This is a genomic window from Mycobacterium sp. TY815, assembly GCF_030755135.1.
Lineage (GTDB): Bacteria > Actinomycetota > Actinomycetes > Mycobacteriales > Mycobacteriaceae > Mycobacterium.
This window is the reverse complement of the sequence record NZ_JAUFRX010000005.1, coordinates 77,910-91,074: the sequence shown is the minus strand read 5'-3', so window position 1 is coordinate 91,074 and position 13,165 is coordinate 77,910. Positions and strand designations below refer to the sequence as shown.

Sequence of the window (13,165 nt, the reverse complement as noted above, 5' to 3'; positions counted from 1 at the left end):
GGATCCGCGCCGATAGTCTCGTACCCCGTGGTTGGCGCTTCTGGGTCCGTTTCTGGGGTCGATTCCGGCTCCGGCAACCGGCGCTTGCCCACGTTAACCGACCTGCTCTACCAGCTGGCGACCCGGAAAGTGACGGCCGCCGAACTGGTCCGCCGCTCCCTGCACGCCATCGATGTGAGCCAGTCCACATTGAACGCGTTCCGGGTGGTGCTCACCGAGTCGGCGCTGGCCGATGCGGCGGCGGCCGACCGGCGCCGCGCCGCCGGCGACACTGCACCGCTGCTGGGCATTCCGATCGCGGTGAAGGACGACGTGGACGTTGCCGGCGTCCCAACGGCGTACGGCACCGACGGGTACGTCCCGCCTGCCGCCCAGGACAGCGAGGTGGTGCGTCGCCTCAAAGCGGCCGGCGCGGTGATCGTCGGCAAGACCAACACCTGCGAACTGGGTCAGTGGCCGTTCACCAGCGGGCCGGGTTTCGGGCACACCCGCAACCCCTGGTCGCGCCGGCACACCCCGGGCGGTTCGTCGGGTGGTAGCGCAGCCGCGGTGGCCGCGGGCCTGGTGACCGCGGCAATCGGCTCCGACGGAGCCGGCAGCGTCCGCATCCCGGCCGCATGGACGCATCTGGTGGGCATCAAGCCGCAGCGCGGCCGCATCTCCACCTGGCCGGAGCCGGAGTCCTTCAACGGCATCACCGTCAACGGCGTCCTGGCCCGTACCGTCGCCGACGCGGCACTGGTGCTGGACGCGGCATCCGGCAACGTCGAGGGCGATCTGCACAAGCCTCCCCCACTCACGGCGTCCGACTACGTCGGCATCGCGCCCGGCCCGCTGAGGATCGCGCTGTCGACCGGCATTCCGTACACCTTCTTCCGGGCCAAGTTGCATCCGGAGATCCTGGCCGCCATTCAGAAGGTGGGCGAGCAACTCGAATTGCTCGGCCACACCGTGGTCAAAGGCAACCCGGACTACGGCGTGCGGCTGTCGTGGGATTTTCTGGCCCGATCGATGGCCGGACTGTGGGGCTGGGGCGAACGGCTCGGCGAGAACGTCAACTGGGACCCCCGCACGCTGTCCAATATGCGCACCGGGCACATGCTGTCGCAGGCGACATTGCGCACCGCGCGGCGCCACGAGGCCGCCGATCAGCGCCGGGTCGGGTCGATCTTCAACATCGTCGACGTGGTGCTCGCACCAACCACCGCGCAGCCACCTCCGCTGGCGCGGGCCTTCGACCGGTTGAGTGGCATCGCCACCGACCGCGCCGTCATCGCCGCCTGCCCGTACGCCTGGCCGTGGAACGTGCTGGGCTGGCCGTCGATCAACGTGCCGGCGGGGTTCACCTCAGACGGACTGCCCATCGGTGTGCAGCTGATGGGCCCGGCCAACAGCGAAGGCATGCTGATCTCACTGGCCGCCGAACTCGAGGCGCTCAGCGGCTGGGCATCCAAACAACCCAAGGTCTGGTGGAACACTGGCAACAGCACCCCTCCACTGCACAGCGTGCCGGAGCCGCGGGGCTGAATCCCCCGATACCGCAACGGGTTTGGCGTCTGCCCCGCGGGGTAGGTGAGCGCAGTTGAGCCGGTTCGACCGGCGGTCAGCAGCCGCACCGTTTCAGGTTCTACACAAATCTTTTGTTTCTTCGCGTCCAAAGTATTGGCAGCGTGTAATTATGGGCTGCGCCCCATGTTCCGGTGGCCGTTCAATCAACGGGTTGGAGGACAACGATGTCGTATCTACTCGCCACACCGGATGTGTTGACGTTGGCGGCGGCTGAAGCCGCGGGCATCGGCTCGTCGATCACTGCGGCCAACCTCTCGGCGCTGGCTCCGACCAGCACGGTGCTGGCTGCTGCCGCTGACGAGGTGTCGGCTGCGATTGCGTCGCTGTTCTCCGGCCACGCCCTGGACTACCAGGCACTCAGCAAGCAGGTGGCCGCGTTCCACGAGCAATTCGTGCTTGCGGTGAACTCGGCCGGCGGGGCGTACGCGGCCGCGGAGGTGATCAATGCCGGCCCGTTGCAGCCGGTCGTCGACGGGGTGCTGGGCGCGATCAACGCGCCGACGAACTTGTTACTGGGCCGTCCACTGATCGGCAACGGGTACGACGGCACGCCCGGTACCGGGCAGGCCGGTGGGGACGGTGGCATTCTCTGGGGTAACGGCGGGGCGGGTGGCTCTGCCGGGCTGGCAGGCCAGACCGGTGGACGCGGCGGCAACGCAGGCCTGATCGGTAACGGTGGCGTCGGAGGTACCGGCGGCTTCCGGACCGGGACCGGCGGCGCCGGCGGCACGGGTGGGTTGTTGTGGGGTAACGGCGGAGCAGGTGGCACCGGGGGCTACGGCGGTGTGTTCGTCCCCGCCGGCACCGGTGGGATCGGCGGATATGCCTTGTCCTTCTTCGGCGACCCGGGCGCGCCCGGCAGCCCCGGAACCTACCTGAACATGGTCACCCCCGAAGAAGCCAATATCCTGCAGATGTTGGCGCCGGACCGAAATTTCCTGTTGATCGGCACCGACGGCACGAATCTGAGCAGGGTCCTGGCCGACCCCCTCAACGTGAACTTCCGCGCCTTCATGTCGGATGGCGTCACCTCCGCGTCGACGATCGTCGGGCACACCAGTGTGTCGAACCCCTCGTGGACGACCATTCAGACCGGCGTGTGGAGCGAGACCGCCGGTGTCACCAACAACGTCTTCACGCCGTGGACATACGACGACTGGCCGACGGTGTACAACCAGCTCGAAGCCGCCTACGGCAACAACATCGACACCACGGTGATCGCCAACTGGCCGGTCATCACCGATATCGCGGGCGCCGGTGCATTCCCAGCCGACAAGATCACCTTTGTCGGACACTCGGAGAACGACCCGCTCTGGTTCGCATCGAACGACCAAGTCGGCAATCTGAGCCAGGCCGCCATCACGGCGGCAAACCCAGCCAAGGGCAATTTCATCTTCTCCTACTTTGTCGGCGTTGACGAAGTGGGGCACGCCTATGGCGGCGGCTCCCCCGAGTACGCCGCGGCCCTCCGCAACATGGACACCAACCTGGGCAACTACGGCAACGGCACGCTGGGCAGCGGCAGCGGCTTGCTGGGGTCGGTAGCCGACTGGCAGATCAACAACGGCGAGAATTGGGATGTGCTGATGGTCACCGACCACGGTCACATCGACCCCAACCAGTTCAACCGCGGCCACGGCTTCCAATCACCGTATGAGACCGCGACATTCCTCATCTGGGATCAGGCCGGTTCTGTTCTGCCCAGCCAGAACGGTCTGATCAACAACTCGTGGCAGATCGTCAGCACGACGCCGACGATTCTCGATCAGTTCGGTATCACCCCGCCGGCGTACATGCAGGGTGCGCCTCTGACGTCCCCCGTCTTCGACGGCACCTACGTCAATCCCGGTGCCAACCTGTTCAGTGCGGTCAGCGCCGACTTCGGCGCCCAGGGCTGGCCGGATCCCATCGTGAACTACAACCTGGACGCGCGCACCGTCGCAGCCACCATCCCGTACCTGGTGTTCGACCCGATTCAGGGCATCGTCGATTCGGTGCCGCAGTTCCTGCAGCTACCGGTGTCATGGCTGGGTGCGGGCGTCTATCAGGCGCTGAACATTCCCGCTCAGATCTTCGTCCGGCTCACCGGCGTGACCGGCAACGAGATCATCCCGCCGATCCTCAACCCCTTCTACGCATAGAAACCCGCTGCGCAGTCAGCCCGCACGCTCGCGAAAGGTGCTGCGGTAGCTCAGTGGCGCGACGCCCGACATGCGGCGGAACTGCTCGCGAAAATTCGCGGCCGAAGCGAATCCGACTCGGCGAGCGATGGTTTCGACACTGTCGTCGGTCGCCTCGAGAAGTTCTTGGGCGTGGCGGATCCGCACGCCGTTGACCCACTGCATGGGCGTCTGACCGGTCTCGCGCCGGAAGCTGCGGTTCAGCGTTCGTACGCTGGTGGACGCGTGCCGCGCGAGGTCTGCCAGGGTCAGGGACTGGTGCGCGTTGTTCTCGATCCAGGCCAACACCGCGTCGAGTTCGGTATTGGCTTCGCGCCGGTTGCGGACGATGAACTGCGCCTGGCCGCCGGTACGGTGCAACGGCGCTACCGCCAACCGAGCCGCGTCGGCAGCCACCGCCGACCCGTAGTCGCGGGCCACCATGTGCAGGCAGAGGTCCAGGCCCGCGGATGCGCCGGCGGAGGTGAGAATCTGGCCTTCGTCGACGTACAGCGCGTCGGCGTCGAGCCGGACAGCAGGATGGGCGGCCGCGAAGAACTCGGCCGCCATCCAGTGCGTAGTCGCGCGTCTGCCGTCCAGTATTCCCGCCGCAGCCAGCGTGAAGGCCCCACTGCAGATCGACGCTATCCGAATTCCCTTGCTATAAGCGGTTTTCAGCGCGGTGCTGACGTCGTCGCCGACGGGGGTGCTGACGTCGTTGCGTCCGGGCACGATGATGGTGTCGGCGGTCAAGAGCTCGTCGAGTCCAAAGTCGGTGGTGATCCCGATCGGCCCGGCGGCGACGACCGGTTGCGCACCGCATACGCGCACGCGGTAGCCGGGTCCGCCGTCGGCCAACCGGGCGCGCCCGAACGTCTCTATCGCAATGGCCAGGTCGAACGCGATGACGTCCGGTTCGGCAAGAACGGCGACTGCGTGCATGGATTGGCAATATACCGGCGCATAATGGCTGCTTGGCCACTGGTCCGCGACGCCGACACCGAGCACCATTGCCGGAATGCAGGCGCAAATAGTGCTTTACGACGGCTTCGACCCGCTGGATGTCATCGGCCCCTTTGAAATGCTCGCCGCGGGCAGCGAGTTCGTCGGCGGCGAACTGGACGTGTCGCTGGTCTCCGCGCAGGGTGCCCGCAACGTCACCAGCGGAACCCTCGGCCTGACCCTGCCCGCCACCGCGGCGCTCGATCCGGATCGGGCGGGTTGCGTACTGGTGCCCGGCGCCAGCGGACCGATCGCGGGTGACCCCGACGACGGCGTGGAAACCATTCCGGTGTTGCTGGCACGGGCCGCCGGAACGGAGTTGAATCCGTTGTTGGCCAGAGCTTTTCAGAATCCGGAGATCACCATGGCCGCGGTCTGCGGGGGGTCGGTGATCATGGCGATGGCGGGACTGATCGAGGGCCGCCACGCGGTGACGCATCACCTGGGCCTGGACTTGCTGGACGCGGCCGGGGTCAACGCGGTGGCCGCCCGCGTGGTCGACGACGGCGACCTGGTCTCCTCGGGCGGGGTGACGTCCGGGCTGGACCTGGCGCTGCATCTGCTGGACCGGTGGTACGGCCCACGGATCGCGCACGCCGTCGAAGAGCTCTTCGAGTACGAGCGACGAGGGGTTGTGTGGCGCAATGCCGGCCGGGAACCACGGGAGGTGTGAGTTGAGCGTCGAGGGCGACTGGGACGTCACCATCAAAACTCCGATAGGCACTCTGCAGGTGCACTACGTGTTCACCCAGGAACCGGCGGGCCTCACCGGCACCGCCACCTACAAGGACGAAACCGTTGCACTGCAGGATGTTTCGAGCGCGCCAGGGCAAGACGGCACGCGGCTGACCTGGCGGCAATCGGTGCGCAGGCCGATGCGGCTTAACCTGGATTTCGATGTGCTGCAGGCTGGCGACGTGCTGAGCGGGCATTCCCGCGCCGGCCGGTTACCGCGCTCGGCCGTGGCCGGCAGACGGCGTCTAAAACCCTAGGCGGCCAAGCTGTTTCGGGTCGCGTTGCCAGTTCTTGGCGACCTTGACCCGTAGGTCGAGGTAAACCTTGGTGCCCAGTAGCTTCTCGATCTGGGTGCGGGCCGCGGTGCCCACCTCCCGCAGCCGGGCGCCACCCTTGCCGATCACGATGCCCTTCTGGCTGTCGCGCTCCACGTAGAGCACCGCGTGCACGTCGATCAGGTCGTCCCGGTCCTCGCGTGGCTCCACTTCCTCGATCACCACCGCCAGCGAATGGGGCAGCTCGTCGCGCACACCCTCGAGTGCGGCCTCGCGGATCAGCTCGGCCATCAGCACCTCCTCGGGCTCGTCGGTGAGCTCACCGTCGGGGTAATACGCGGGGCCGGGCGGCAACGCGGCGGCAAGCACATCGATCAGCACGTCAACCTGATCGCCCGAAACCGCGGACACCGGAACGATTTCCGCGGCGTTGGGCAGCAGCTCGCTGACCGCCACCAACTGCGCGGCCACCCGGTCCCTGGGAACCTTGTCGATCTTGGTGACGATGGCCACCACGGTGGTCTTCGGGGCAACCGAGCTGATCTGCTCGACGATCCACCGGTCGCCCGGGCCTATCTGCTCATCAGCCGGTATGCACAGCCCGATGACGTCCACCTCGCTGTAGGTGTCGCGGACCAGGTCGTTGAGCCGCTTACCCAGCAACGTGCGGGGCCGGTGCAGACCGGGGGTGTCGACGAGAATGATCTGGAAGTTCTCGCGGTGCACGATGCCGCGGATGGTGTGCCGCGTGGTCTGCGGGCGCATCGAGGTGATCGCCACTTTCGCGCCCACCAGCGCGTTGGTCAGTGTCGACTTGCCGGTATTGGGGCGGCCGATCAAACACACGAAGCCGGAACGGAACTCACTCACGCCGCGGCCTTCGTCGAACGTGAACACACGGCGTTTTCGGGCGCGCTTTCGCGCCGTGGGTGCACGTTCGGCGTCACTGGATGTCCTCCTCATTTTCCACCGGGCTCAGCAGCACGGTGCCGATCCGCACCCGGCCCCGGTGGTCGCGGCCGCCTTCAGCCTGCAGGCGCAGGCCGTGCGACACTACCTCGGCGCCGGGCAGCGGGACGCGGCCCAGTTCCAGTGCCAGCAACCCGCCCACCGTGTCGACGTCGAGATCGTCGTCGAACTCCACCCCGTACAACTCGCCTACATCCTCGATCGGCAGCCGTGCCGAGACCCGGAAGCGCTTGTCCCCCAACTCTTCTATCGGAGCCGTCTCGGCCTGGTCGTATTCGTCGGCGATCTCGCCGACGATCTCCTCGAGCACGTCCTCGATGCTCACCAGACCGGCGATCGCCCCGTACTCGTCGACCAGCAGCGCCATGTGATTCCGGTCGCGCTGCATCTCCCGCAGCAGCGCGTCCAGCGGCTTGGAGTCCGGCACGAACACCGCCGGGCGCATCACCTGCGCCACGGTGCTCCCCCGGCCCCGGTCGGTCGAGTAGAAGATGTGCCGCACAAGGTCTTTCAGATAGACCACACCGAGAATGTCGTCGACGTTCTCGCCGATCACCGGGATGCGCGAGTATCCGCTGCGGACCGCCAGCGCCATCGCCTGACTCGGCGACTTGTCACCCTCGATCCACACCATCTCGGTGCGCGGCACCATCACCTCCCGCGCCGGGGTGTCGCCGAGTTCGAAAACCGACTCGATCATGCGGCGTTCGTCGGCGGCGACCACGCCGCGTTGCTGAGCCAGGTCGACGACCTCGCGCAGCTCGATCTCCGAGGCGAACGGCCCGTTGCGGAACCCGCGACCGGGGGTGAGTGCGTTACCCAGCAGCACCAGCACCCGGCTGATCGGCATCAGCAGCCAGGAAATCACTTGCAGCGGAAGCGCGGTCGCCAGCGAGATGGAGTACGCGTTCTGCCGGCCGAGGGTGCGCGGGCCGACGCCGATGACGACGAAGCTGACCACCACCATGATGGCCGCGGCCCAGAACAAACCCCAGCCCACGCTGAAGTGCTGCTGGAAATACACCGCGAGCAGTGCGGTCGCGGTGATCTCGCAGACGATCCGGAGCAGCACGACCAGGTTGATGTAGCGCGGCCGGTCGGCCATCACCTTGAGCAGCGACCGCGCGCCGGGCCGCTCGTCGCGGACCAACTCGTGCACACGGGCCAGCGACACCGTGTTGACGGCCGCATCCAGCGCAGCGAACATTCCGCCCAGACCGATCAGCACGATCACGCCGAGCAGCTGATAAAAGCTGGTCACGGCTGGTCGAAGAACCTTGACTTGTCCAGCAGCCGGCGGTCCCGTTCGTTCTGCCGGTCGTTGCGATAGGCCTCGACCTGATCGGCCACCCATTCCTCGAGCAGCCGGTCCTGCAGGGCGAACATCTCCCGCTCTTCGTCGGGTTCGCCGTGGTCGTAGCCGAGCAGATGCAGCACGCCGTGGATGGTCAGCAACGCCAGTTCGTGCCCGAGGCTGTGGCCCGCCGCGGCGGCCTGTTCGGCGGCGAATTCCGGGCACAGCACGATGTCACCCAGCATGGCCGGGCCGGGCTCGGGCGCGTCGGGGCGTCCCCCCGGCTCGAGCTCGTCCATGGGGAAGCTCATCACGTCCGTCGGCCCGGGCAGGTCCATCCAGCGCATGTGCAGATCGGCCATGGCCGCGGTGTCCAGCAGCACCATGGACAGCTCGGCGGCCGGATTGACGTCCATCCGGTTGATGACGAACTTCGCCACGCTGACCAGTTCGGTTTCGGAGACGTCGATGCCCGACTCGTTCGATACCTCGATACTCATAAGACGCTCACGCACACATCATCGACGATTGCGAATGCCGGATGCCCGCCGAGCCGCCCGGTTCAGGCCGGAGGCCGGCTCCTCGTACCGCGCGTAGGCGTCGACGATCTCCGACACCAGGCGGTGACGGACGACGTCCTGGCTGGTCAGCTCGGCGATCTCGATGTCCTCGATGTCGTCGAGGATGTCGACCGCCGCCCGCAGGCCCGACTGGGCGCCGCCGGGCAGATCGATCTGCGTGACGTCGCCGGTGATCACCATCTTCGAGCCGAAGCCCAGCCGGGTGAGGAACATCTTCATCTGTTCGGCGGTGGTGTTCTGCGCCTCGTCGAGCACGATGAACGCGTCGTTCAGCGAGCGGCCACGCATGTACGCCAGCGGCGCCACCTCGATGACCCCGGACGACATCAGCTTCGGGATCAGTTCGGGGTCCATCATGTCGTAGAGCGCGTCATACAACGGGCGCAGATAGGGGTCGATTTTTTCGCTCAGAGTGCCCGGCAGAAAGCCGAGACGCTCACCGGCTTCCACCGCGGGGCGGGTCAGGATGATGCGGGTGACCTGCTTGGTCTGCAGCGCGTGCACGGCCTTGGCCATGGCCAGGTAGGTCTTGCCGGTACCGGCCGGGCCGATCCCGAAGACGATGGTGTTGGCGTCGATCGCATCGACATAGCGCTTCTGATTGAGGGTCTTGGGCCGGATCGTCTTTCCGCGGCGGGACAGGATGTCGAGGGTGAGCACCTCGGCCGGCGACTCGTTTCCGGTGCCGACGAGCATGGCCACGCTGTGCCGCACCACCTCCGGGGTCAGCGCCTGGCCCCGGGACACGATCGCCACCAGTTCCGAGACGGCCCGTTCCGCCAGCGCGACATCGGCCGGCTCGCCGGACATGCTGACCGTGTTGCCGCGGACATGCAGGGTGGACTTCAGCGACCGTTCCAGGGCCCGCAAATTCTCGTCGGCCCTACCGAGCAGGCCCACGACGAGGTCGGGCGGAATATCGATGCTGCTGCGAACTTGGGCGTCTGCCTGCCTGACTACACCAGCATCAGCGGCGCGGGTCTCGCGGGGCGTCACGTGGTTTCTGCTGCCTGCTTTCTGGCGTCTAGGGCTTGGTTGGAACGACCGGCTCAGTCTACCGCCGTCGGGTGACCGCTTCCCAGCGATTTGATGCCCGCCAACACGATGCCAACGCCCCGTTCAAAATCGGCCGTGGCCGTCGATTGCTGGCTGACCTGCGCCAAGGCAGCGATGTGCGGGTGTTCGGCACCGGCCAGACCGCCGATGCGCGCCGCCACCGCGGTGTTCTCCCGGTCTCGTCCATCGCCGGCCAGCGGACCCGCCAATTCCGCTTGGGCACTTCCCATGACCAGTCCCAGCACTGCCCGAAAGCTCGCCAGCAGATCCTCGTCGGCGAGTCCTGCTCGCTTGAGTGCGCCGATCAGCCGGTCTGCGGCCGCATAACTCGACGGCGACACGGTGCGGCGGGTGAGCACCAGCGGGACGGCATTGGGGTGCCGCCGCATTGTCTGCCACATCGCCACGGCGATCGCACGGACGTCTGCACACCAATCGTCGGTGGGCGCCGGAACCCTGACCTCGCTGATCACCGCCTCGGCGACCAGCTCCTCAAGCTCAGCGCGGTCCCTGACGTAGTTGTACAGCGTCATGGGGCCGGTTTCGAGGACGGTTGCCAGCGACCGCATGCTCAGCCCGCCCAGGCCGTCCCGATCGACGATCTGCAATGCGGCCGAGGCGATGTCGGCAACCGTAAAGCGCGCCCGCGCCATCTAGCCCTCCCCGTTGACACGTACATCGTACGTAAGATACAACACGTACATCGTACGTAATGGAGGAATGATGCGCCTCACCACCGAGTTCCAGTCCCATGGCACCCGTTGCGCCGCATGGCTCACCCGCCCGCCCGGTGCTGGTCCGCACCCAGCGGTCGTCCTGGCACACGGACTGGGCGCCAACCACACCATGGCGCTATCCCGCTACGAGCGGCATTTCGCCGACGCGGGGCTGGCCACCCTGGCCTTCGACTACCGCTGCCTGGGAGCCTCGGACGGCACTCCGCGACAAAGGCTCAGTCTGCGCCGTCACCGCGAGGACCTCATCTCTGCGATCGAGTTCGTCCGGGCGCTGCCTGACATTGATGCGGACCGGGTTGCGCTGTGGGGTACGAGTTTGGGAGCGATGCACGTCCTGCGGGTAGCCGCCGAACGCGACGACATCGCCGCCGTGGTGGTGCAGTGCCCGATCGTCGACGGACCGGCGACGCTACGACGGCTGGGCCTCGCGTCGACGCTGCGAATCGGTCCGGCGGTCGTGGCAGACGCCGCGCGGGGCGCGCTGGGACGCCGCCGCCGGTATGTCCCGATCGTCGGCCCACCAGGCAGCATCGCCGCCGTCACCGTTGCCGGAGCCGAGGACGGCTGGAACTCCACCGTCGATCCCGGCGGATCGTTCGACAACCGCATCGCGGCGTCCTGCGTCGTCGGAATCGCCGTCACCAGCGCCAAGCGTGGGGCGCGCCGCATCGGGGCGCCGCTGTTGGTGTGCGTCTCCCAGCGGGAGACGTTGATGGATCCGCGTCATGCCGAGGAGGTGGCCCGGCGGGCGCCGCGTGGCATCGCAAGACACTACGACGGCGACCATTTCCAGATCTACCATCCACCGCTGCTCAGCCGGCTTCTCACCGACCAGACGGCGTTTCTGCAGGAGCACCTCTGTGTCGCGTGACATGTTGGTCCGCAACGATATTCGGTTTGTCGGTGTCGCCCGCAGCCTGTCTGACGCAGAATGGCCGCTGCCGAGCCTGTGCACCGAATGGAGCAACCATGAGGTGCTGGCACACCTGGTCGTCGGCTACCGGGCGTCGTTGCGGGAACTCGCTGTCGGAATGGCAGGCCACCGAGGATCTTTCGACAGCGCCAACGCCGCGCTGGCCGCCGGCCTGGCGCAGCGGCGCAGTCCTGCCGAATTGATCGACGAGTACCTGGCCTTGATCCACCGGCCGCGCGGTGTCGGGCGGGTGTTTCCCCGACGACTGTTGTTGGGAGACCACGTCATCCACGAACTCGATATCGTTCTCGCGCTGGGCAGGCAACCAGGCATTCCGCTCCCGACGCTGGTTGCCGTGCTCGACACTCAGGTGCGGGTGCCCAATCCGTTTGTACCGGCGGCCGCACGGGCCCGGGGTCTGAGGCTGCGAGCGGCCGATGCGGATTGGACCCACGGCGAGGGCACACGGACCGTCAGCGGCACCGCCGCGCATTTGGCGTCGACACTTGCCGGGCGGCCGTGGGCACTGGACCGGCTGAGCGGCGACGGCGTCGACGCATTGAGCGAACGCGTGTCAGCGGGCTAGCAGCGTATTCGACGGCAGATCTTTGTCGAGCACCTTGTGCGCCTGGGCGGCTCCGGTGACCGGCAGCGACGCCGGATCCAGCACGCCGACCTGCACCAGCAGCGAGGCTTGATCCCAGTAGATCCGCTCGTATGCCACGCGCGGTCCCTCGAAGCCCATCACCACGACCAGCGGGAGCAGCACCGGGCGACCGGTCGGCGGCACCCCCGGCAGGAACGTCGGCATCGGGATGTCATGGGTGAACGAGATGACCATCTCTTCGACCACGCGATCTTCGCCGACGGTACGGGAGACCGGCGTGATGGTGGTGTCCTCGGGCCAGTGCCCGATGAAGTACCGGCTGTAGAAGTCGGCCACCGCGGCGGCGCCGACGCCACCCATCATGGTGGGAACGTGGTTGACGAACGGGTCGGCCGTCATGGTGGCCATGGTCGCCTGCACGTCCCTGGTGACGAACTCACTGGCGACGTGCTCGTCGAAGACCACGCTCAAATCGGGTGCGGCGCTACTCATGACCGTTCCTTTCGCCATCGAGTGGTGGTGCGTCCCAGCGCGTTGTCAGCACGCCCAATGCGCCCAAGGCCACCGCGGCCGCGGTCGAGGTGCGCAGCACGGTGGGGCCCAACCGCACCGTCACCGCGCCAGCGCCGGTCAGCGCGGCGATTTCCTCCGGCGCGATGCCGCCCTCCGGGCCGACCAGCAACATCAGCGAGTTCGCTTGCGCCACCGCCACATCGGCGATCCTGTGGGTTGCCGACTCATGCAGCGCCAACACCGTGCCGCCAGCAGCGACCTCGGCCTCGACGCGCACGATCAGCCCTTTGGTGGACAGCACTCCCTCGACCGGCGGGATGTGCGCCCGGCGGGACTGCCGCGCCGCCGAGCGTGCCACTGCCGCCCACCGGCGCAGGCCCTTCTGCACCCGCGCGCCTTCCCAATTCGCGACGCAGCGCGCCGCGCGCCAGGCCACGAAGGCATCGGCACCGGCTTCGGTGGCCAGCTCGACGGCCAGCTCGGAGCGCTCGGATTTCGGCAGCGCCTGCACGACGGTCACCGGCGGCGCGTTGCGCTGCAGCGTCCAGCGCGCGTGCACGCGGGCCCGAAGTCCCTCGCGCCCAGCGTCTTCCACCACACAGCGGGCCACCGCGCCGGCGCCGTCACCGAGTACCAGCTCCTCGCCGGGCCGGATCCGGCGCACGGTGGCCGCGTGAAAACCTTCGTCGCCGTCCACCACGGCCAGCGCGCCGACCTCCGGCAGCGCATCCACGTAGAACAGCGTGGCCACCATG

General features: G+C 67.4%; 14 protein-coding genes. 6 read left to right on the top strand and 8 right to left on the bottom strand.

The features are described from left to right. Window positions 1–27 precede the first annotated feature (27 nt). Window positions 28–1,527, top strand: coding sequence for an amidase (locus tag QXK92_RS31985; RefSeq protein ID WP_306248512.1), 1,500 nt, complete (start codon window positions 28–30; stop codon window positions 1,525–1,527). Window positions 1,528–1,733: 206 nt separating this feature from the next. Continuing rightward, the gene (locus QXK92_RS31980; RefSeq protein ID WP_306248510.1) at window positions 1,734–3,710 is read left to right on the top strand and encodes a PE domain-containing protein; all 1,977 of its coding nucleotides are present in this window, start codon (window positions 1,734–1,736) and stop codon (window positions 3,708–3,710) included. A 15-nt stretch (window positions 3,711–3,725) separates the two neighbouring features. On the opposite strand, the gene QXK92_RS31975 is transcribed toward QXK92_RS31980, so the two are convergent. Continuing rightward, entirely contained in the window at window positions 3,726–4,670 is a 945-nt protein-coding gene (locus QXK92_RS31975; RefSeq protein WP_306248508.1) for a GlxA family transcriptional regulator, read from the bottom strand. Between the two features lie 76 nt (window positions 4,671–4,746). Between QXK92_RS31975 and QXK92_RS31970 the strand changes: the two genes are divergently transcribed. After that, window positions 4,747–5,403 carry a DJ-1/PfpI family protein gene (locus QXK92_RS31970; RefSeq protein ID WP_306248506.1) on the top strand — a complete coding sequence of 219 codons (657 nt, stop codon included), beginning with the start codon at window positions 4,747–4,749 and terminating at the stop codon, window positions 5,401–5,403. 1 nt (window position 5,404) lies between these two features. Next, window positions 5,405–5,722 carry a hypothetical protein gene (locus QXK92_RS31965; RefSeq protein WP_306248504.1) on the top strand — a complete coding sequence of 106 codons (318 nt, stop codon included), beginning with the start codon at window positions 5,405–5,407 and terminating at the stop codon, window positions 5,720–5,722. Here the strand turns inward: QXK92_RS31965 and era are convergent. From era to QXK92_RS31940, 5 genes are all read right to left on the bottom strand, one after another. After that, window positions 5,711–6,610 (bottom strand): GTPase Era, encoded by a 900-nt coding sequence (gene era, locus QXK92_RS31960; RefSeq protein ID WP_306248502.1) that lies wholly within the window; start codon window positions 6,608–6,610, stop codon window positions 5,711–5,713. The genes QXK92_RS31965 and era overlap by 12 nt on opposite strands. A 73-nt stretch (window positions 6,611–6,683) precedes the next feature. Continuing rightward, the gene (locus QXK92_RS31955; RefSeq protein WP_306248501.1) at window positions 6,684–7,970 is read right to left on the bottom strand and encodes a hemolysin family protein; all 1,287 of its coding nucleotides are present in this window, start codon (window positions 7,968–7,970) and stop codon (window positions 6,684–6,686) included. Beyond that, complete coding sequence (ybeY, locus tag QXK92_RS31950; RefSeq protein WP_306248499.1) at window positions 7,967–8,503, bottom strand: rRNA maturation RNase YbeY; 537 nt, start codon at window positions 8,501–8,503, stop codon at window positions 7,967–7,969. Before ybeY ends, QXK92_RS31955 begins: the two co-directional genes overlap by 4 nt. An 18-nt stretch (window positions 8,504–8,521) precedes the next feature. Continuing rightward, a complete protein-coding gene (locus QXK92_RS31945) occupies window positions 8,522–9,580 on the bottom strand; it encodes a PhoH family protein (protein ID WP_306248496.1) in 1,059 nt (352 codons plus the stop codon). Between the two features lie 53 nt (window positions 9,581–9,633). Further along, entirely contained in the window at window positions 9,634–10,293 is a 660-nt protein-coding gene (locus QXK92_RS31940; protein ID WP_306248494.1) for a TetR/AcrR family transcriptional regulator C-terminal domain-containing protein, read from the bottom strand. A gap of 70 nt (window positions 10,294–10,363) precedes the next feature. Between QXK92_RS31940 and QXK92_RS31935 the strand changes: the two genes are divergently transcribed. Both QXK92_RS31935 and QXK92_RS31930 read left to right on the top strand, forming a co-directional pair. Beyond that, on the top strand, window positions 10,364–11,248 hold the full coding sequence (locus QXK92_RS31935) for an alpha/beta hydrolase (protein ID WP_306248492.1): 885 nt from the start codon (window positions 10,364–10,366) through the stop codon (window positions 11,246–11,248). After that, window positions 11,238–11,876, top strand: a complete 639-nt coding sequence (locus QXK92_RS31930; RefSeq protein ID WP_306248490.1) for a maleylpyruvate isomerase family mycothiol-dependent enzyme — start codon at window positions 11,238–11,240, stop codon at window positions 11,874–11,876. Before QXK92_RS31935 ends, QXK92_RS31930 begins: the two co-directional genes overlap by 11 nt. On the opposite strand, the gene QXK92_RS31925 is transcribed toward QXK92_RS31930, so the two are convergent. Next, entirely contained in the window at window positions 11,865–12,389 is a 525-nt protein-coding gene (locus QXK92_RS31925; protein ID WP_306248488.1) for an ester cyclase, read from the bottom strand. The two genes, QXK92_RS31930 and QXK92_RS31925, sit on opposite strands and share 12 nt — an antisense overlap. After that, entirely contained in the window at window positions 12,382–13,164 is a 783-nt protein-coding gene (locus QXK92_RS31920) for a 16S rRNA (uracil(1498)-N(3))-methyltransferase (RefSeq protein WP_306248486.1), read from the bottom strand. The genes QXK92_RS31925 and QXK92_RS31920 overlap by 8 nt, the downstream gene beginning before the upstream one ends. Between the last annotated feature and the right edge of the window lies 1 nt (window position 13,165).

Bases quoted from the DNA above. Each gene is read 5' to 3' on its own strand.
- QXK92_RS31975 (WP_306248508.1), bottom strand. From the start codon at position 4,670: ATGCACGCAGTCGCCGTTCTTGCCGAACCGGACGTCATCGCGTTCGAC.
- QXK92_RS31935 (WP_306248492.1), top strand. From the start codon at position 10,364: ATGCGCCTCACCACCGAGTTCCAGTCCCATGGCACCCGTTGCGCCGCA.
- QXK92_RS31980 (WP_306248510.1), top strand. From the start codon at position 1,734: ATGTCGTATCTACTCGCCACACCGGATGTGTTGACGTTGGCGGCGGCT.
- QXK92_RS31970 (WP_306248506.1), top strand. From the start codon at position 4,747: ATGCAGGCGCAAATAGTGCTTTACGACGGCTTCGACCCGCTGGATGTC.
- QXK92_RS31920 (WP_306248486.1), bottom strand. From the start codon at position 13,164: ATGGTGGCCACGCTGTTCTACGTGGATGCGCTGCCGGAGGTCGGCGCG.
- QXK92_RS31940 (WP_306248494.1), bottom strand. From the start codon at position 10,293: ATGGCGCGGGCGCGCTTTACGGTTGCCGACATCGCCTCGGCCGCATTG.
- QXK92_RS31925 (WP_306248488.1), bottom strand. From the start codon at position 12,389: ATGAGTAGCGCCGCACCCGATTTGAGCGTGGTCTTCGACGAGCACGTC.
- ybeY (WP_306248499.1), bottom strand. From the start codon at position 8,503: ATGAGTATCGAGGTATCGAACGAGTCGGGCATCGACGTCTCCGAAACC.